This is a genomic window from Micromonospora sp. BQ32 (assembly GCF_059358895.1).
Genome location: NZ_JCADBI010000010.1, coordinates 107,630 through 125,330 on the forward strand (window position 1 = coordinate 107,630; position 17,701 = coordinate 125,330).

Annotated in this window: 19 protein-coding genes; 14 read left to right on the plus strand and 5 right to left on the minus strand. The window is 72.4% G+C overall.

The window, feature by feature from the left end:
* Positions 1-18 precede the first annotated feature (18 nt).
* From AC5L30_RS19920 to AC5L30_RS19935, 4 genes are all read left to right on the plus strand, one after another.
* Complete coding sequence (locus AC5L30_RS19920; protein ID WP_494869025.1) at positions 19-1,239, plus strand: helix-turn-helix domain-containing protein; 1,221 nt, start codon at positions 19-21, stop codon at positions 1,237-1,239.
* A 136-nt stretch (positions 1,240-1,375) separates the two neighbouring features.
* On the plus strand, positions 1,376-1,543 hold the full coding sequence (locus tag AC5L30_RS19925; RefSeq protein WP_494869026.1) for a hypothetical protein: 168 nt from the start codon (positions 1,376-1,378) through the stop codon (positions 1,541-1,543).
* Positions 1,533-2,765, plus strand: a complete 1,233-nt coding sequence (locus AC5L30_RS19930) for a helix-turn-helix domain-containing protein (protein ID WP_494869027.1) — start codon at positions 1,533-1,535, stop codon at positions 2,763-2,765. The genes AC5L30_RS19925 and AC5L30_RS19930 overlap by 11 nt, the downstream gene beginning before the upstream one ends.
* Positions 2,766-3,008: 243 nt before the next feature.
* The gene (locus AC5L30_RS19935; protein ID WP_494869028.1) at positions 3,009-4,427 is read left to right on the plus strand and encodes a xylulokinase; all 1,419 of its coding nucleotides are present in this window, start codon (positions 3,009-3,011) and stop codon (positions 4,425-4,427) included.
* 199 nt (positions 4,428-4,626) lie between these two features.
* Here the strand turns inward: AC5L30_RS19935 and AC5L30_RS19940 are convergent, their stop codons facing one another.
* Both AC5L30_RS19940 and AC5L30_RS19945 read right to left on the minus strand, forming a co-directional pair.
* Positions 4,627-5,619, minus strand: a complete 993-nt coding sequence (locus tag AC5L30_RS19940) for a MerR family transcriptional regulator (RefSeq protein WP_494869029.1) — start codon at positions 5,617-5,619, stop codon at positions 4,627-4,629.
* Between the two features lie 96 nt (positions 5,620-5,715).
* Complete coding sequence (locus AC5L30_RS19945; RefSeq protein WP_494869030.1) at positions 5,716-6,618, minus strand: NADP-dependent oxidoreductase; 903 nt, start codon at positions 6,616-6,618, stop codon at positions 5,716-5,718.
* 105 nt (positions 6,619-6,723) lie between these two features.
* On the opposite strand from AC5L30_RS19945, the gene AC5L30_RS19950 reads away from it, so the two are divergent.
* Both AC5L30_RS19950 and AC5L30_RS19955 read left to right on the plus strand, forming a co-directional pair.
* Positions 6,724-7,122 carry a winged helix-turn-helix transcriptional regulator gene (locus AC5L30_RS19950; protein WP_494869032.1) on the plus strand — a complete coding sequence of 133 codons (399 nt, stop codon included), beginning with the start codon at positions 6,724-6,726 and terminating at the stop codon, positions 7,120-7,122.
* Positions 7,123-7,175: 53 nt separating this feature from the next.
* Positions 7,176-7,589 (plus strand): nuclear transport factor 2 family protein, encoded by a 414-nt coding sequence (locus AC5L30_RS19955; RefSeq protein ID WP_494869034.1) that lies wholly within the window; start codon positions 7,176-7,178, stop codon positions 7,587-7,589.
* A gap of 9 nt (positions 7,590-7,598) precedes the next feature.
* On the opposite strand, the gene AC5L30_RS19960 is transcribed toward AC5L30_RS19955, so the two are convergent.
* The gene (locus tag AC5L30_RS19960; protein ID WP_494869036.1) at positions 7,599-9,743 is read right to left on the minus strand and encodes a S9 family peptidase; all 2,145 of its coding nucleotides are present in this window, start codon (positions 9,741-9,743) and stop codon (positions 7,599-7,601) included.
* 87 nt (positions 9,744-9,830) lie between these two features.
* Between AC5L30_RS19960 and mshB the strand changes: the two genes are divergently transcribed.
* The 3 genes from mshB (at position 9,831) to AC5L30_RS19975 (ending at position 11,813) form a co-directional block, all read left to right on the plus strand.
* Entirely contained in the window at positions 9,831-10,757 is a 927-nt protein-coding gene (mshB, locus tag AC5L30_RS19965; protein ID WP_494869037.1) for an N-acetyl-1-D-myo-inositol-2-amino-2-deoxy-alpha-D-glucopyranoside deacetylase, read from the plus strand.
* A gap of 17 nt (positions 10,758-10,774) precedes the next feature.
* The gene (locus AC5L30_RS19970; protein ID WP_494869039.1) at positions 10,775-11,212 is read left to right on the plus strand and encodes a hypothetical protein; all 438 of its coding nucleotides are present in this window, start codon (positions 10,775-10,777) and stop codon (positions 11,210-11,212) included.
* A 136-nt stretch (positions 11,213-11,348) separates the two neighbouring features.
* Positions 11,349-11,813 carry a hypothetical protein gene (locus AC5L30_RS19975; RefSeq protein ID WP_494869190.1) on the plus strand — a complete coding sequence of 155 codons (465 nt, stop codon included), beginning with the start codon at positions 11,349-11,351 and terminating at the stop codon, positions 11,811-11,813.
* A 411-nt stretch (positions 11,814-12,224) separates the two neighbouring features.
* Here AC5L30_RS19975 and AC5L30_RS19980 read toward each other — a convergent pair whose 3' ends face one another.
* Positions 12,225-13,220 (minus strand): GNAT family N-acetyltransferase, encoded by a 996-nt coding sequence (locus AC5L30_RS19980; RefSeq protein WP_494869040.1) that lies wholly within the window; start codon positions 13,218-13,220, stop codon positions 12,225-12,227.
* Between the two features lie 79 nt (positions 13,221-13,299).
* Here AC5L30_RS19980 and fdxA point away from each other — a divergent pair, with 79 nt between their 5' ends.
* From fdxA to AC5L30_RS20005, 5 genes are read left to right on the plus strand one after another with little or no spacing between them, the layout of a single operon-like run.
* Positions 13,300-13,626 (plus strand): ferredoxin, encoded by a 327-nt coding sequence (fdxA, locus tag AC5L30_RS19985; RefSeq protein ID WP_030490464.1) that lies wholly within the window; start codon positions 13,300-13,302, stop codon positions 13,624-13,626.
* Positions 13,623-14,726 (plus strand): succinyldiaminopimelate transaminase, encoded by a 1,104-nt coding sequence (gene dapC, locus AC5L30_RS19990; protein WP_494869192.1) that lies wholly within the window; start codon positions 13,623-13,625, stop codon positions 14,724-14,726. Before fdxA ends, dapC begins: the two co-directional genes overlap by 4 nt.
* 46 nt (positions 14,727-14,772) lie before the next feature.
* The gene (locus AC5L30_RS19995) at positions 14,773-15,768 is read left to right on the plus strand and encodes a prephenate dehydrogenase (RefSeq protein WP_494869041.1); all 996 of its coding nucleotides are present in this window, start codon (positions 14,773-14,775) and stop codon (positions 15,766-15,768) included.
* Between the two features lie 9 nt (positions 15,769-15,777).
* On the plus strand, positions 15,778-16,416 hold the full coding sequence (locus AC5L30_RS20000; RefSeq protein ID WP_494869042.1) for an SIMPL domain-containing protein: 639 nt from the start codon (positions 15,778-15,780) through the stop codon (positions 16,414-16,416).
* The gene (locus AC5L30_RS20005; RefSeq protein ID WP_494869043.1) at positions 16,416-17,063 is read left to right on the plus strand and encodes a nucleoside/nucleotide kinase family protein; all 648 of its coding nucleotides are present in this window, start codon (positions 16,416-16,418) and stop codon (positions 17,061-17,063) included. The genes AC5L30_RS20000 and AC5L30_RS20005 overlap by 1 nt, the downstream gene beginning before the upstream one ends.
* A 40-nt stretch (positions 17,064-17,103) precedes the next feature.
* Here the strand turns inward: AC5L30_RS20005 and AC5L30_RS20010 are convergent, their stop codons facing one another.
* Positions 17,104-17,661: a sugar O-acetyltransferase gene (locus AC5L30_RS20010; protein WP_494869044.1), complete on the minus strand. Its 558-nt coding sequence runs from the start codon at positions 17,659-17,661 to the stop codon at positions 17,104-17,106.
* Between the last annotated feature and the right edge of the window lie 40 nt (positions 17,662-17,701).

A 17,701-nucleotide genomic window follows, 5' to 3' on the forward strand; every position in this document is an offset into this window, starting at 1 on the left:
GATGTACTGTCCGTAGCAGTGGTCCGCCGATCCGGTCTGAGCTGCTTGCTTGTCGATTGGGGCGTCGTCGTGTCGCATGTCGATCCGCGCTTCGGTGCCCAACTGCGTGCGCTTCGCACCGAGCGGGGGCTTTCGCTGCGAGCGCTGGGTCAACTCGCTCACCGGGGCAAGAGCCACCTGCACGATCTGGAAACCGGAGCGAAGGCTCCCACCCCCGACACGGCCAGACACCTCGACGAAGTGCTGGAGGCCGACGGGACGCTCATCCGTCTTGTGGACGAGCCCGTCGACCACAACACCGAGGCCGGGGAGTTGCTGGCTCGGGTGCGGGTCAGCGATGTCAGCGCCGAGACGCTCGCTCGGATCGAGGCGGGTGTGGACGACCTGGCGAGCGCGTACGCGCTCGTGCGGCCGGTTGATCTGCTGCCGCTGGTGCGTCGCCAGTTGGCCTATGTGGGGCGGCTCCTCGACGGTCGTGGCACGTTGGCGCAGCGTCGGCGGCTCGTCGTTGCCGGTGGTTGGCTGACTGTGCTGCGGGCAACGGTTCACATCGACCTGCTGCAACAGCCCGCCGCAAGCGCTCATCTGCGTACGGCCATGGCTCTTGCCGAGCATGCTGAGCATCCGGAGATCCAGGCGTGGTGTCTGGAGACGCAGGCGTGGGACTGGCTCACCCAAGGCGACTGCCGGCGGGCGATGGACCTTTCGCGGCAGGCGCAGCGGGTGGCGCCTCGGGGTAGTTCGGCGTACATCCAGGCGACCGCCCAGGAGGCGCGAGTCTGGGCCCGGTTGGCTGACGTGCGGCGGACGCGTGATGCGCTGGATCGTCTGGAGCGGTTGACAGCCAACTTGCCGGTGCCAGAGCGGGCCGAGCACCACTACCGGTATGACCCGACAAAGGCGTTGGCGTACACGGCGACCACGCTGTCGTGGGCGGGTGACCCAGCCGCCGAGCAGATGGCCCGGATTGCCTTGGCGGAATTGGACCCGCGCGGCGATGGTGGTGCGCGACCACGGCGCTCGGCCTCTGCCCGTCTGGATCTCGCGATGGCGCTGTTGGCCGCCGACCAGCCGGACGAGGCGAGCGTCGTCGCTGCCGACGCGGTTCGGTCGGGGCGGGTGGTGTCCTCGAACTGGTGGCGGGCGCGGGAGGTGCTCCGCAAGGTCGAGCACACCGGGACGGCGGAGGCGGCAGCATTCCGCGAGGTGTACGAGGCGTACCAGCCCGTGGCTCGATAGCGGACGCCGCGGGCGACCAGCGGACAAGCGCTAGCTTTCTGTCACCGCCTGTTCACCCGATGCTCTGAGTGAGGGCGGGAGCAGTACGAGCAGGTCGCCAAAGCGAAACAACCTGCCCCTGACAGCGGAGGTGGGAATGAGCGGCAAGGACGACACCGGTACGCCCAACACGGGCGAGCAGATCGATGCCGCCGAACGGGAGGAAGCCAAGCGGCGGTTGCTCGCGCAGGCCGAGGCGGAGCGGATACCGGTGCAGGAAACGACTCGGGTCGTGCCTGATCGGCGGTGGCGTGGTGAGCCGTGATCCGGTGCCGATCGGTCGGCGGGTCGCGTACCTGCGGGTGCGGCGGAGGTTGTCGCAGCAGTCGTTCGCGGATCGGTTGGGGAAGTCGAAGAGCTGGGTGGACAAGGTCGAGCGTGGGGTCCGTGCCCTGGAGCGGGTGTCGACCATCCGGGAGATCGCGGCGGTGCTGAGGGTCGATCCGGCAGCCCTGCTCGGTCGCGATGTTCAGCCCGCCGAGGTAGCTGAGCGTCGCGAGGGCGTCGCCCGGATTCGGGCGGCGTTGTCGGCGTACCCAATGGCTTTTGGTCGCTCGGCGGACCGTGACGTGATGTCGCCCGATCGGTTCGCGCGGGAGGTGCGGCATGCGTGGGTGACCTACCAGCACTCCCGCTACCCGCGTCTGGTCGAGCTGCTGCCCACGTTGCTGACCGAGGTTCACCGCGCCCACGCGCAAACCGGGCGGGCAGCGGTGGTGGAGGCGTATCGGGTGACGGCGGCGCTCCTGATCAAGCTGGGGGAGGGGAGCCTCGCCTGGCTGGCCGCTGACCGGGCGATGTCCGCCGCTGCCGCTGACCGGGTGTTGTTGGGCTGCGCGGCGGTGCAGCTCGGTCAGGTGCTGCGGGCGTCGGCGCGGGCAAGGCCGGTCATGCTCGCCGCCGCTTCCCAGATCGCCCCGGGCACGCCAAAGGAGATGTCGCTGCGGGGATCGCTGCTCGTGCAGGCCGCCCTGATCGCGGCCAGGGCGGGTGACGACCGGGTGGTCGGTGACCTGCTGGACGAGGCCGCCGAGCTGGCCGTTCAGGTGGGCGACGGACACGACCATCACTGGACGGCGTTCGGGCCGACGGCCGTCGAGCTGGCGCGGGTCGCCGCCGCCGTGGAGCTGGGCGACGGGCCGCAGGCGGTCGCTCGGCACGAGAAGGCGATCGGGCGAGACGGGTGGCGGTGGCTGCCGATCGAGCACCGGGCCGCGCACCTGATCGACGCGGCGCGCGCCTACCTCCAGACGGATGACCCCGCCAACGCGGCCCGGGTTCTGTTGCGGGCCGACAGCATCGCGCCCGCCGAGATCCGCCACCGGCCAGCCGCCCGGGACGTGGTCGCCCAGGTCGCCGGTGACCCGGACGCTCCACCGACGATTACGCAGCTCGCCATCGGCCTCGGGGTGCTGCGAGCCTGGCGGCCTACCCCAGATAGGCCCAGTTCGGCGGGCGGCTCGTCGGGTAGATCCGCCATGTCGTAGTGATCGCGCGGGGCATCGCGACGCGCAGCCTTGACAGCGCTGGGGGACCGTCAAATAATTCAGCCATTGAACAAATTGCCCGTCGCCGTGACCTGTCACGACGATGACCAGATCTGGTGCGGCTCGGACTCGACCGCCCGCGACGAACACCACGCCCGCTCGTCCGGCTCGCCGTCGCTTACCTGATCCGCCCCCTCCCAACCACGCCAGCTGACCCGTCATCGACAACCCTCGGGAGGAACGGTGCCGCTCGTCGCCGGGGTCGACTCGTCGACCCAGTCCTGCAAGGTCGTTATCCGCGACGCCGAGACCGGGAAGCTGGTGCGCGAGGGCCGCGCACCGCACCCGCGCGGCACCGCTGTGCCGCCGGCCGCGTGGGAGGCGGCGCTGTCCGACGCGGTCGCACAGGCTGGCGGTCTGGACGACGTGGCGGCCGCCTCGGTCGCCGGGCAGCAGCAAGGCATGGTGTGCCTGGACGCCGAAGGGGCGGTGGTTCGGGACGCCTTGCTGTGGAACGACACCCGCTCGGCCGGCGCCGCCGCCGACCTGATCTCGGATCTCGGTGGCGGCGAGGCCGGGCGGCGAGCCTGGGCGGAGGCGGTCGGCCTGGTGCCGGTGGCCAGCTTCACCGTCAGCAAGCTGCGCTGGCTAGCCTCGGTCGAGCCGGAGAACGCCGCCCGTACGGCTGCGGTGTGTCTGCCGCACGACTGGCTGACCTGGCGTCTGGCCGGCGCGCCGGGGCTGGATGCTCTGCGCACCGACCGCAGCGACGCCAGCGGAACCGGGTACTGGTCGGCCGCGACCGGTGAGTACCGTTCGGACCTGATCCAGTTGGCGTTCGGTCGGGATGGCCTGCTGCTGCCGCAGGTGCTCGGGCCGACCGACCGGGCCGGGCACCTGCGCACCGGCGCGCCGCTGGGTCCCGGCGCTGGCGACTGCGCCGCGGCGGCGCTGGGTGTCGGTGCCGAGTTGGGCGACGTCATCGTGTCGATCGGCACCTCCGGCATTGTGTCGACCGTTTCTGACGTGCCGGCCGCCGACGCGAGCGGAATCGTGGCCGGATTCGCCGATACGACCGGCCGTTTCCTGCCGGTGGTGTGCACGCTCAACGCCGCCCGGGTGCTGGACGCGGCCGCGACGATGCTGCGGGTGGACCACGCGGAGCTGTCCGCGCTGGCGCTGTCCGCCCCGCCGGGCGCCGACGGGCTGACCCTGGTGCCCTACCTGGAGGGTGAGCGCACACCGAACCGACCACACGCCACCGGAGCCGTGCACGGCCTGACCCTGCGGACCTCGACCCCCGCGCACCTGGCCCGTGCGGCGGTGGAGGGCATTCTGTGCTCACTCGCCGACGGGCTGGACGCGATGATCGCGCAGGGCGCGACGGTCAATCGGGTCGTCCTGGTCGGCGGCGGCGCCCGCTCGGAGGCGGTGCGCCGGATCGCGCCTACGGTCTTCGGCTGCCCCGTGCTCGTCCCCCCACCGCTGGGGGAGTACGTCGCGGACGGCGCCGCCCGCCAGGCGGCCTGGGTGGTGTCGGGCGGGCAGCGGCCGCCGGCGTGGACGGTCGGGCAGGTCGAGGTGTACGACGCCGACGCCGTGCCGGCTGTCCGCGAACGGTACGCCGTCGCCCGCGCAAACGTCCTCGGCCACGCTCACTGACGGCACGTCCATCGCCGTCACCGCCATGCGGTAACTGACCCGAATGCTTCCCCCCGCCAACATCCCAGCCGCGACCAGCGCGCCAGGGACTCACGGCGCAGCGCGACGACGTCCACTTCCTGCGTCTCTACCTGGTGTCGCCGTTGTACGCCTCGGATCCGACGGAGTGCGGACGACCGGCCGAGCCGTGTACCGCCGATCAGGAAGCCGGCAGGGCGGACGCGCGTAGTGCCGCGGCCAGCCACTCGTACGGGAACCGTTCCGGCGGCGCGTTGTTCACTGTGGTGACGAGTTCCATGTACCGGTCGTACGGTCCTTCCTGCTCCGGCGGCGTGCGGTCCCACTCCGCGCCCTTCAGCATGTGGTCGGCGGCCTGGACCCGGAACTCGGGTGTGTCCGGGATGCCGGGGCTGTCCGGTGTCGCGAAGATGCCGGTCAGCCACCCGATCCACTGGTCGGCGATCTCCCGGCCTCTGGGCGAGTCCGGCGGCACCTGCTCGCGCGCCGCGTCCATCACCGGCTGGCCGATCGCCGCGCCCTCTTCCAGGGCGTCCAGCATCGGCGACGAGGTCATCAACGGCCCGGCCCCGGTGGTGCACGCCTCGTGCAGCTCACGGCGTACGGTCTGCCGGACCTCGGTGTCCCGGACCAGCTCGGCCAGCTCGATCCACGCCTCCAATTGGGCCGCGGTGGGATGTTCGGGCAGCTCCGGACGGGCCGCCCGCCACCACTCAACCATCCGCTCCGGCGGCTCCCAGCCGGTGGAGACCTCGGTCCAGAACTCGTCGACCAGCCGGTCGCGTTCCTCGTCCGGCATGCCGACCAACTTGTGCATCAGCGTGACCTGCTCGGCTGTGGAGTCCTGCCGCAGGATGGCCGACAGCACCGCGCGCCGGCTGCGTAGCCGTGCCTCCTGCCGTTCCAGCAGGGCCAGGTGGGTGGTGGCCAGCTCGCGCAGCGTCGCCTCGCCGGCCAGCACCCGCCGGATCTCGTCCAGGCCGGCGTCCAGTTCCCGTAGCGTCCGGACCAGTTCCAGCCGGGCGATGGCCGACACGTCGTACAGGCGGTGGCCGGCCGGGGTGCTGGCGGCTGGCGTGACGACACCGGCGTCCGCGTAGTACCGGACGGCGCTGACGCTCAGGCCGGCCCGCCGGGCGACATCCCCGATGGCGTACAGCTCGTCTCTGTCCACGACGCCCACTATGCGATCTCAAGCGGCTTGAGATGCAAGCCCGTCGTGCGAGCGGCATGGTCGCGGTGGAGCGCGACAGCCGAGCTTCCGCCGCGATCAGGGGACGATCACCACGGCGCCGCGCACGCCGCCTTGGGCCAGCCGCTCGTGGGCGGCCGCCGCGTCGGCGAAGGGGTACACGTCAGCGACCCGGAGCGGGATGTCGCCGCTGGTGACGAGTTTGACCAGTTCGCCCAGCCGGGATCCGTCCGGTAGCACCTCCAGCGCGAAGGTCCGGATTCCGCGCACCGGCTCCGGGCGAAGTGGGGGCGACGCGGCCACGTAGCCGCCGCCGTCCCGAATGAGGTCCAGCAGCGAGGAGCCGATCACCGCCAGGTCGATGACCGCGTCGAACGGCTCCGTCGGATCGTCGGCGCTCGACAGGAACGCCGCGCCCAGCGACTCGACGAACTCGCGGTCGCCGGCTCGGGCGAGTCCCGTGGCGTGCAGACCGTTCGCCCGGGCCAGCGCCAGAACGAATCCACCGACCTGCCCGGCGGCGCCGGTGACGAGCACGGTCGAGCCCGCCGGAAGCGCGAGCAGGTCGAGTGCCTGAACAGCGGTGAGGCCATTGGTCGGCAGGGTCGCCGCCTCGGTGGCGGGGACGCCGGTGGGCGCGGAGGTCAGCCAGGCGGCGTCGAGGACCACGTACTCCGCGTGGGCGCCGACCGTGGTCTGTAGCCACGGCGAGAAGCCGATGACCTCGTCGCCGGTCGTGAACCCGTCGACCGATGGGCCGACCGCGTCGATGCTGCCGGCAACGTCCCAACCGGGCGTGTACGGCAGGGCGGTCGGCAACGGAGCCGGGAACCGACCGGAGCGGATCATCAGATCAACCGGATGTACCACTGACGCCGCGACCCGCACCCGCACCTGCCCCGGCCCGGGCTCGGGCACCGGCACCTCGGCCACGTGCAGGACCTCCGGTCCTCCGAACTTGTCATAGCTGACTGCGCGCATCGCCGTCTCCTTCGTGGGATTTCGTGATCACCACGACCGTACGAATCATCGGCACTATGAGAAAGTAGGTACCGTAAAGTGCCTAGGGCACCAAAGGGAGGCAACATGGCGACGTCGACTGCGGCACAACGCCGCGAACAGGCCAAACGTGACTACGATGCGTTCCTGGAACAGTGCCCGACCCGCGAGCTGCTGAGCAGGCTCACCGACAAGTGGGTCGCCCTGGTGATCCCAGCGCTCGTCGACGGCCCGCAGCGGCACGGCGAGCTCGCCCAGCGCATCGCCGGCGTCAGTCAGAAGATGCTCACCCAGACCCTGCGGACGCTGGAGCGCGATGGCCTGGTCACCCGCACGGTCACCGCGTCGGTGCCGGTCCGCGTCGACTACGAGCTCACCCCGCTCGGCCATGAACTGTTCCCGGTCATGATTGCGATTAAGAACTGGGCGGAGACGCACATGGACCGCGTCTTCGAAGCCCGAACCCAGTACGACGCACGCCCCTGAGAACCTGCGACGCCGATCACGCCGGAGTCCGCCGGGACCGATGGCTCGCGAGCTTGTCACTGGCGGCGGCTATGGTCCGCGCCGTGGATGACACCTCGACGGCCCGACAGGCCGCCCACGCCTACGTTGATCTTCTGGAGCGCCGCGACTGGCCCGGATTGGCCGCCCTGCTCACCGATGATGTGGTCTACGAGATGCCGCAGACTCGGGAGCGCATTCGCGGCAGGGACGCGTTCCTGCGGTTCAACACCGAGTATCCCGGCGATTGGCACCTGCGGCCGCGACGGGTGATCGCCGATGGCCGCCTGGCTGCTCTGTTGCTCGACGTTCGCGTCGGTGCCGAGCAGCAGGACGCGTGCGTCTGGCTGGAGATGTCCGAGCATGGGCTGATCAGCAAGATCATCGACTACTGGCCCGAACCTTACGATCCGCCGCAGGGCCGGGAACACCTCGTGGAACGTTGGTGACCGTGACCGTTACAGCAGGTGGGTGCGGAGGAAATCCAGCTCCAGGGGGAGTAGCCGCTCGGCGGTGCCGTTCGCGGCCAGGTGGGTGGCCCCGGTCAACGGCAGCACGGCGTGTGGCCGGCCGGTGCTCAGCAGGGCCGCGGAGAGCCGGAGCGTGTGCGCGGCCACCACGTTGTCGTCCGCCATGCCGTGTACCAGCAGCAACGGTCGGGCCTGGTCCGGGGCGGTGACCGGCTCGGCGGCCAACTCGACAAGCGAGTGGTGCGCGTAGATGTCCAGGCCGTCTTCCGGCAACCCCAGATAACGCTCGGTGTATGCGGTGTCGTACAGCGCCCAGTCGGTCACCGGGGCGCCCGCGATCCCGCACCGGAACAGCTCCGGGTGGCGCAGCACCGCCAACCCGGCCAGCCACCCACCGAACGACCAACCGCGCACCCCCACCCGGCCCAGGTCCAGATCCGGGTGCTTGCCGGCGAGCGCGGTCAGCGCGTCGATCTGGTCGGCCAGGATCACGTCGGCGACCCGCCGGTGGATCGCCTTCTCGAACGACGGCGCCACGCCCGGCGTACCCCGGTTGTCGATGGTGACCACCGCGAACCCGGCGTCGGCCCACCACTGCCGTTCCAACCACGCGGCCCGCGCCGCCACGACCTCCTGGTGCCCGGGGCCGCCGTAGATGTCCAGCAGCACCGGCAGCCGCCGGCCCGTCACGTGGTTGTCCGGGTAGAGCACCGCCGCCGGCAACCGCCGGTCGGTCACCCGTTCCAGCAGCGGCAGCGGAGAGTACGGCGGGGTGGCGGCGAACGAGCGCAGCTCGGCGATCTCCTGACCGCCGCGACGGACCGTCCAGCGCACCCCGGCGTGATCCAGCGACGCGACGCCGACCGCCAGCACGTCCCCGCCCACCGCGGCGGTGTACCAGCCGGAGTCGGTGGTGAGCCGGCGCGCGTCCACCCCACCACCGATGGTGGTGCGGACCCGGAACAGGTGCCGCTCGCTCGGCTCGCCGTCGCTCGCCTCCACCAGCAGGTCGGCCGGGCCGGCGGCGGCCGGCAGCCGACCCACCACCCGCCGCACGTACAGCGACGGCGGGGTGAGCAGGGTGCCGTCCGCGAACAGGCACCGGGCGTCGTACCCGTCGTGAGCCAACTCCCCACCGACCAGCACCCGGCCGTCCGGCAGGTGGGCCGGGGTGCCGGCGATCGGTTCGACCCAGCGTGGATCGGCCAACTCGGCGTGCACCTGCGTCTCGCCCGTCCGCGGGTCCACGGCCAGCACCAGCCCGTGCTGCTGCGAGCGGCGCAGCACGGTGATCAGCGGGCTGCCCTCACCCCAGCTGACCCCGGTCAGATACGGGTAGGTTTCCCGGTCCCAGTGCACGTCGACCCAGCCGTCGTCCAGGTCCAGCAGGTGCAGGCTGACCTCCGCGTTCGGCCCGCCGGCCCGGGGGTACGCGACGGCGGTCGGCGCGCTCGCCGGCTCCGCCGGGTCGTGCAGGTGCCACCGCTCCAGGCGGGACTCGTCGACCCGGGCGGCGAGCACCATACGGCCGTCCGGCGCCCACCAGTACCCCCGGAACCGGCCGAACTCCTCCGCCGCGATGTGCTCGGCCAACCCCCAGCTCACCCCGGCGTCCTCGCCGGCCAGCAGGGTGTCCGTGCCGTCGGGGTCGATCACCCGCAGCTCACCCCGGCGCACACTCTCGGCCGCGTCGGTCACGTACGCCAGCCGCTGCCCGCTCGGGTCCGGACGTGGGTCCAGCACCGGGCCGACGGCCGCCACCTCCACCACGTCGCCGTGCACCAGATCGGCCCGGAACAACCGCCCGGCCAGCGCGAACACCGCAACCCGGCCGGCGGCGTCCAACGCGTACGAGCCGATGCCGGCGGCGCTGAGCCGCAGCCGCTCGCGCAGCGCGCGTTCACCGGGGGAAAGGGACCGGACGTCCCCGCCCTCGCCGAGCAGGGTCGCCGGATCGGCGACCAGCCGCTCCTCGCCGGTGGCCACGTCCAGCAGCCAGAGCGCATCCGCCGGATCCTCGGGGCCGGCGGAGCGCAGAAAGATCACCCGGGAGCCGTCCTCAGCCACCGAGACAGCGCGTGGCGCGCCGTGGCTGAACCGGCGGGTGCGGGCGGCCAGCTCCGGAAAGTCCACACGCCAAATCGTAGAGCCGGAGCGGAGGTGATGTGGCCGACCTGGGCGGACGCGTCAGCGTCGGCCGGGGGAGAACCGCCAGTTAGAGTGACCGTCGTGACGATGCTGCCCGACCGCCGCCTGCTGCTGGTCCACGCGCACCCCGACGACGAGTCGATCGGCACCGGCTCGACGATGGCCCACTACGCCGCCGACGGCGCGCACGTCACGCTGGTGACCTGCACGCTCGGCGAGGAGGGCGAGATCCACGTCCCCGCGCTGGCCCAGCTCGTCGCCGCCGAGGCCGACCAGCTCGGCGGGTACCGGATCGCCGAGCTGGCCGCCGCGTGCGCCGCGCTCGGTGTCAGCGACCACCGCTTCCTCGGCGGCGCCGGGCGCTACCGCGACTCGGGGATGATGGGGCTGGCGACCAACGAGCACCCCCGGGCCTTCTGGCAGGCCGACCTCGACGAGGCCGCCGGGCATCTCGTGGAGATCATGCGGGAGGTACGTCCGCAGGTGCTCGTCACGTACGACCCGAACGGCTTCTACGGCCACCCCGACCACATCCAGGCGCACCGGGTGGCCATGCGCGCCGTCGAGCTGGCCACGGCCGAGGGCTGCGCCCCGCTGAAGGTCTACTGGACGGCCATGCCGCTCAGCGTCCTGGAGGCTGGCATGACGCACTTCGCCGAGTCCTCGGACAACCCGTTCGGTGGCATCGAGGACATCGCCGACCTGCCCTTCGGCACCCCGGACGCGCAGATCGCCGCGCGGATCGACGGCACCGACCAGCACACGGCCAAGGAGGCCGCGATGCGGGCGCACGCCACCCAGATCCCGGCCAACTCCTGGCTCTACTCGATCGCCGGTAACTTCGGCGGCGAGTTCATGGGCGTGGAGTTCTTCACCCTCGCGGTCGGTGAGAAGGGCCCGGGCACCGGGCCGTACGGCTGGGAGAACGATCTCTTCGCCGGCCTGCCCGCGAAGATCGCCCCGGACCGGTCCCCGGTCGCGGCGGCGGGTCTCCGGTGACCCTGCCGGCCGCACCGATGACGGTCGTGGAGGACCAGGAAGCCCCGCCCCCGGCAGGGCCGCCGCCGCGACTGCTGGACCTGGGCGTCCGGCTGTTCGGTGCGATCGTCGTGGTCGTCGCCGGAGTGCTGACCGGCGTGCTGGAGCTTCTCCTCGCCACGGTGCGGGTCAGCGGGCAACTGATCGGCGTGTCGGTGCTCCTCGCCATCGGCGCCAACATCGTGCTGAGCTGGTTCGCGTACGAGGCGGTCGGCCGTCGCTGGGCGGTGGCGCTGCCGGCGGTGCCGTGGTTCGCGCTGATGGCGGTCGCCGCCATCCGGACCAACGAGGGCGACCTGCTGTTGGCCGGCGACAACTGGGTCGGGCTGGCCATGATCGTGGCCGGCGCGATGACCTTCGCGGTGATGGGCTTCCGGCAGATTCTCGCCCCGCAGCCGCCCACGCTCGGCGGCTGACGCCGGGCTGGTTCTCGGCTGCTGCCCCCTGCGGCCGGGTTGTTGCCGGGTGATGACGTCTCCCAGGTAAGGGTGGTAAATATTCCTGCCAGGGATGCGAACCCCGCGACGGGGCGTACGGCAGGAGGGTCCGGCGATGGACAAGCGGTGGCGTGACCTCGGGGTGCTCGTAGCAGCGCTGTTCGCGGTCAACGTGGTCGCCCGACTGATCACCCGGTTCGGCTTCGACGGTGACGACACCGCCGCCGACCGGGTGTCGCTGGCGATGTTCACGGTGATCGGCTTGATCCTCGCCGTGGTCGCCTTCCGCTGGGGTCGTCGCCGGCCGCTGGCGGACTGGGCCGCCGACATGGCCCTCGTGGTGCCGGTCGCGATGCTGCTGACCGTGCTGGTCGGGCCCCTGCTGGTCGGTCACAACCCGTTCGCCGGCGGCGCGGGGACGTTCTTCGCCCAGATCTGGCTCTACCTGCTCGCCACCGGCGCGGGGTTGTTGATCGGCTACCTGGTGCTCACCGCGCTCGGCCGTGACTACCGCTCTCAGCAGCTCAAGCGGTACGCGGAGGTCAAGGCCGCCAAGCCCCGCCGAGTCGTCCGCCGCTGACCACCGCCCAGCCCGTCCGTCCCGACGTTGCGGCCGTCCGTCGGGGGCCGGTTCGTGTGGCTGTCCGTCGGGGGCCGGTTCGTGTGGCTGTCCGTCGGGGGCCGGTTCGCGTGGCCGTCCGTCGGGGCCCGTTCGCGTGGCCGCCCGTCCAGGGCTGTCTCGTGCGGCCGTCCGCCGGGGCCGTTCGGTGGCCGCCCGTCCGGGGCCCTTCGTGCCGCCGCACGAACGCCGCTTGATCGACTCGGCTTCCTTGAAGTCGCGGTATCCGAGCGCCCAGGACACCGCGACTTCCTGAAAGCCGAGTTGATCACCGCGCCGGGCCGCCTCACCCTGGACGGTAGGGCGGTAGGGCGGTAGGGCGGGCGGGCGTTCGGGCGGTCGGGCAATCGGCGGGCGGCCGGGGAGCAGGGGTCAGTTCGGGGCGACCCGGGTCAGGTAGGTGTGGTGGGTGACGAGGCCGAGTCGCTGGTAGAGCGCGACCGCCGCCGTGTTGCGTTGCTCGACCTGGAGGAACGCGTGCGTCGCGCCGCCGGACACGCCCCAGCTGGCCAGTTCGTGGATCACGCGGCGGGCCAACCCCTGTCGGCGGGCCGCCGGTAGTACCTCGATCAGGCTGAGGCCCAGCCAGCGCCCCTGGCCGGTCACCGTGCCGCGACCGACGGCCACCAGGGCGTCGTCGGCGTACACGTGGGCGAAGCGGACCTGGTCCACGGCGGTGAGCACGTGCCAGGCGGCGTCCGGCAGGCCGCCCTTGCGGCCGGCGGCGATGGCCAGCCACTGGTCGCTGGGCGCGGTGGTCAGCTCGACGACCGCACCGGCCGACCCGCTGGCCGACCCGCTGGCCGACCCGCTGGCCGGGCCGCTGGCTGGCGCCGACGTCAGCAGGGGCAGCGGCGCGGTCTGCACCAGCGTCGGTGGGCGGGTGCCCCAGCCGCGGGCGTCCAGTTCGGCGCCGACCGGTGCGGCGAGGGGCAGCGGCGTGTTGATCATCGCGGCTTGGCCCAGCTCGGCGTACCAGCGCTCCACCGCGTCGACCGCGGCGGCCAGTGGGCGGTCCGGGTCGCCGATCGGCAGCGCCGAGTTGGCCCGCCCGGTCCAGCCCTCGGCCGAGCGGAGCAGCCAGTCACCGAGCCGGCCCCGGGTCGGTGCCGGCCATGCCTCGTCGGCGGCCCGCTCCAGCGCGACGACCGCGGCGGCGGTTGGTCGACGGGTCGGCGGTACGCGTTTGGCGCGGTGGACCTGTGCCACCGGCACCCGTAGCTGTCCCTGCGCGGTGGCCAGCGTGAGATGAGTCTCGCTCAGCTCGATCAGCTCGCCGAGGGCATCGGAGAATAGCGGGCGGCCTTCGCGAATCCCCACAATCCGGCGGACCACGATTCGGTGTCCCACATCCTGCTGTCGGAGCACGATCGACCCCCTCCCCGGCGAGATACTAGGCTCTTACCGTCGCGGGAGATCGCGGCGAGTCTTGCGGAGGAGAAGACCGGTGACCTACATCATCGCCGAGCCGTGCGTAGATGTGCTCGACAAGGCATGCATCGAGGAGTGCCCGGTCGACTGCATTTACGAGGGCAATCGGATGCTCTACATCCACCCCGACGAGTGCGTCGACTGTGGTGCCTGTGAGCCCGTCTGCCCCGTGGAGGCGATCTTCTACGAGGACGACGTCCCGGAGCAGTGGAAGGACTACACCGGCGCGAACTACGAGTTCTTCGAGGACCTGGGCTCGCCCGGTGGCGCTTCGAAGGTCGGCAAGGTGGAGAAGGACGCCACCTTCGTCGCCGCGCAGCCGCCGCGCGGCGAGGGCCACTGAACCGGCCCGCGCCGGTCTCGTCGCGGCTGCCCGAGTTCACCTGGGACACCCTGGACGCCGCGGCCACGCTGGCCGCGGCGCATCCGGAGGGCCTGATCAACCTCTCCATGGGTACGCCGGTCGACCCGGTGCCCGAGGTGATCCGGCGGGCGTTGGCTGACGCGTCCGATGCTCCCGGTTACCCGCTGACCGCCGGCACCCCGGCGTTGCGGGCGGCGATCGCGGCGTGGGTGTCCCGAGCCTGCGGCGCTGGCGTCGACGGTCTCGGTGTGCTGCCGACCATCGGCTCGAAGGAACTGGTGGCCTGGCTGCCCACGCTGCTCGGCATCGGCCCGGGTGACGTGGTGGTGGTGCCGTCGGTCGCGTACCCCACCTACGAGGACGGGGCCCGGCTGGCCGGCGCCACCGTCGTGCGTACCGACTCGCTCACCTCGCTCGGGCCGACCCCGCGGGTCCGATTGGTCTGGGTCAACTCGCCCGGCAACCCGACCGGCCGGGTGCTGCCCGCGGCGCACCTGCGCAAGGTGGTCGACTGGGCCCGTGAACGCGGCGCGGTGGTCGCGAGCGACGAGTGCTACCTGCCCCTGGGCTGGTCGGCCGAGCCGGTTTCGGTGCTGTCTCCGCAGGTCAGCGGGGGCAACTACGCCGGGGTGCTGGCCGTGCACTCGCTCTCCAAGCGGTCCAACCTCGCCGGCTACCGAGCCGGCTTCGTCGCCGGCGACCCGGCGCTCGTCGCCGAGCTGCTCAAGGTCCGCAAGCACGCCGGCATGATCGTGCCCGCGCCGGTGCAGGCGGCGATGGTGGCCGCGCTGGAGGACGAGCGACACGCCGAGGAGCAGCGGGAGCGTTACCGCGCCCGGCGGGAGGTGCTCAGCGCGGCGTTCACCGGTGCCGGGTTCACCGTCGAGCACTCCGAAGCGGGCCTCTACCTCTGGCTGACCAGGGGTGAGGATTGCTGGCAGACGGTCGACTGGCTGGCCCGTCGCGGCATCCTGGTCGCCGCTGGCGTCTTCTACGGCCCGACCGCCGGGCAGCATGTCCGGGTCGCCCTGACCGAGTCCGACGACCACATCGCCGGCGTCGCGGCGCGCCTCGCCTGATCGCGGGCCCGGGCGGTCGAGGGTGGTGGACAGGCCAGGTGCGCGGGTGCGGGCGGCGGTCGTCGGCACCGGCCTGATCGGTGGTTCGGTGCTGCTGCGGATGTACGCCGCCGGCATCGACGTGATCGGGTGGGACCCGGACGAGGCCACCCGGCGGGAGACCCGCCGGGTGGGCGTACCCGCACCGGACCGGCTTATCGAGGCGGTGGCCGACCGGGACGTGGTCTTCCTGTGCGGGCCGTTGCCCACCCTGCCGGCGACCCTGGTCGAGGTGGCGGCGATGACCGGTGAGCGTTGCGTGCTGACCGACGTCGGTAGCACCAAGGAGCAGGTGGCGGCGTTCGCCGCCGCGCAGGGGCTGACAGATCGGTTCGTGCCCGGCCACCCGATGGCGGGCACCGACCGGGCCGGCTTGACGGCGGCCCGGCCGGATTTGCTCACCGGCGCGGCCTGGGTGCTCTGTCCGGCGCCCGGGCCGGCCACCGCCGCGTTCCGCTGGCTGGCCGAGCTGCTGGTGGAGGTCTTCGAGGCCCGGGTGGTGCCGATGTCCGCCACGGAGCACGACTCGGCCGCCGCGCTCGCCTCCCACGTGCCGCACCTGCTCGCGGGCGCGCTGGCCGGCGCGGTGCAGCGCGCACCGCTGCGCGACGCGATCCTCGCGCTCGCCGCCGGCAGCTTCTCCGACGGCACCCGGGTCGCCGGGACCCCGGCCGAGCGGACCGCCAACATGTTGCTCGGCAACCGGGACCGGGTGCTGGGTGAGTTGGCCGAGGTCACCGCTTTCCTGGACGACCTGGCCGCCGCGCTGCGCGCCGACGACGCCCCGGCGCTCATCGCGCGCTACGGCGAGGCGCGGGCCGCCCGCGCGGCGCTGCGCGACCGGCGGTTCGATGCGGACGACCGGCAGTTCCCGGCCGGCGGTGACCACGCCGCGGAGGTGTCCTGGCTGCGCGAGCTGGGGGTGGCTGGTGGCCACCTGAACGGCCTGCACGTCGGCGCGGACACTGTCTCCTACGCGGCGCGACGCCCGGTGGCTGACTAGGCTGAGGGCATGGCGGTGAACGGTCCGGTGGTGCAGGTGCGCGGCGAGGCGTACCGGGAGGTGCCGCCCGAGCTGGCCCGGTTCGCGGTCACCGCGACAGCCCGCGACCGGGACCGGGAGGCGACGCTGACCCGGTTGGCCGAGCGGGCCGCGGCGGTCCGGGTGCTGCTGGACGGCTCCGGGCCGGCGGTGGCGCGGCGGGAGACCGGCGACCTGCGGGTGCGGCCGGAGACCCGGCGCTCGGGTGAGCGGGTGGTCGCCTGGCACGGCAGTGTCACCACCACCGTGACGGTCACCGACTTCACCGCGCTGGGTGAGCTGATGCTCCGGCTCGCCGACCAGGACCAGGTCGAGGTGGCCGGCCCGTGGTGGGAGCTTCGTCCGGACAGCCCCGCCCACCGTGCGGCCCGGCACGCCGCGATCAGCGACGCGCTGCTGCGGGCCCGGGAGTACGCGGAGGCGCTGGGCGCCCGGGTCACCTCGTTGATCGAGCTGGCCGACGTCGGCCCGGCCGACCGGCCGATGTTCGCCCGTGCGGCCTTCGCCGGGGGTGGTGGCCCGCCGGAGCTCGAGCTGGACCCGCAGCCGCAGCCTGTGCAGGCGGCGGTGCAGGCGCGGTTCACCATCAGCGACCCGGTTCTGGGCTGATGCCGCCGGCCCGGGTGCTGTCCGTCGAAGAGTTGGTGGCGCGGGCGTTGGCGCTTGCCGAGGCCGGCCCGCGGCAACTGCTCGGCATCGCCGGTGCGCCGGGCGCCGGGAAGTCCACCCTGGCGGAGCGGATCGTCGCCGAGGTCGGGTCGGCCGCCTGCCTGGTGCCGATGGACGGCTTCCACCTGGCGCAGTCGCAGCTGGTCCGCGCGGGCCGCGCCGACCGCAAGGGCGCGGTGGACACCTTCGATGCCAACGGGTATGTCTCGCTGCTGCGCCGGTTGCACCGGTTGGAGCCGACGTCGGTCTACGCGCCGGAGTTCCGCCGGGAGTTGGAGGAGCCGGTGGCCGGTGCGATCGAGGTGCCGCCGTCGGTCCGGTTGGTGGTGACCGAGGGCAACTACCTGCTGTTGCCGGACTTTCCCTGGCAGGAGATCCGACCGCTGTTGCACGAGGCGTGGTTTCTCGACCTGGACGCCGAGGTGCGGCACCGTCGGCTGACCGCCCGGCACGAGGCATTCGGTCGTTCTCCGGAGCAGGCGCGGGCGTGGGCGCTGGGCAGCGACGAGTCGAATGCCGCACTGATCACCCCCACCGCCGGCCGGGCCGACCTGGTGGTCCGACTGTCGGAGCCGCCGGCGGCCTGACCGGGGACCGCCGGCGCACTACCACCGGCCAGGGTGCTCCCTAGTCGAGTTGACGGACGGGCCGGGCCGGGTTGCCGACCGCCACCACGTTGGCGGGCAGGTCCCGGGTGACCACAGCGCCCGCGCCGACGACGGTGTTCGCGCCGATCGTCACGCCGGCCAGCACGATCGCGCCACCGCCGAGCCACACATTGTCGCCGATGGTGATCGGCTTGGCCGCCTCCCACTTGTCCCGTCGGGGGCCGGGCTCGACCGGATGCGTCGGGGTGAGCAGCTGCACGTTCGGGCCGACCTGGACGTCCGCGCCGAGGGTGATCCGAGCGACGTCGAGGAAAACCGCGTTGTAGTTGACGAAGCTGCGCGGGCCGATCCGGATCTGCCAGCCGTAGTCGCAGTAGAACGGTGGGCGGATCCAGGTGTCCTCGCCCAGTTCGCCGAGGAGTTCCCGCAGTGCCGCGATTCGGGCCTGTGGATCGGCTGCGGGACTGCTGTTGAAGCGCTCCATCAGCCGGGCGGCCCGGTCCAGGTCGGCGATGATCTCGGGATCGTCGGCGATGTATGGCTCGCCGGCCAGCATCTTGTCCTTCATGGAGGTCACCGCCCGATCATGCCGGCCCGGTTCGTCGGCTCGTGGCAGG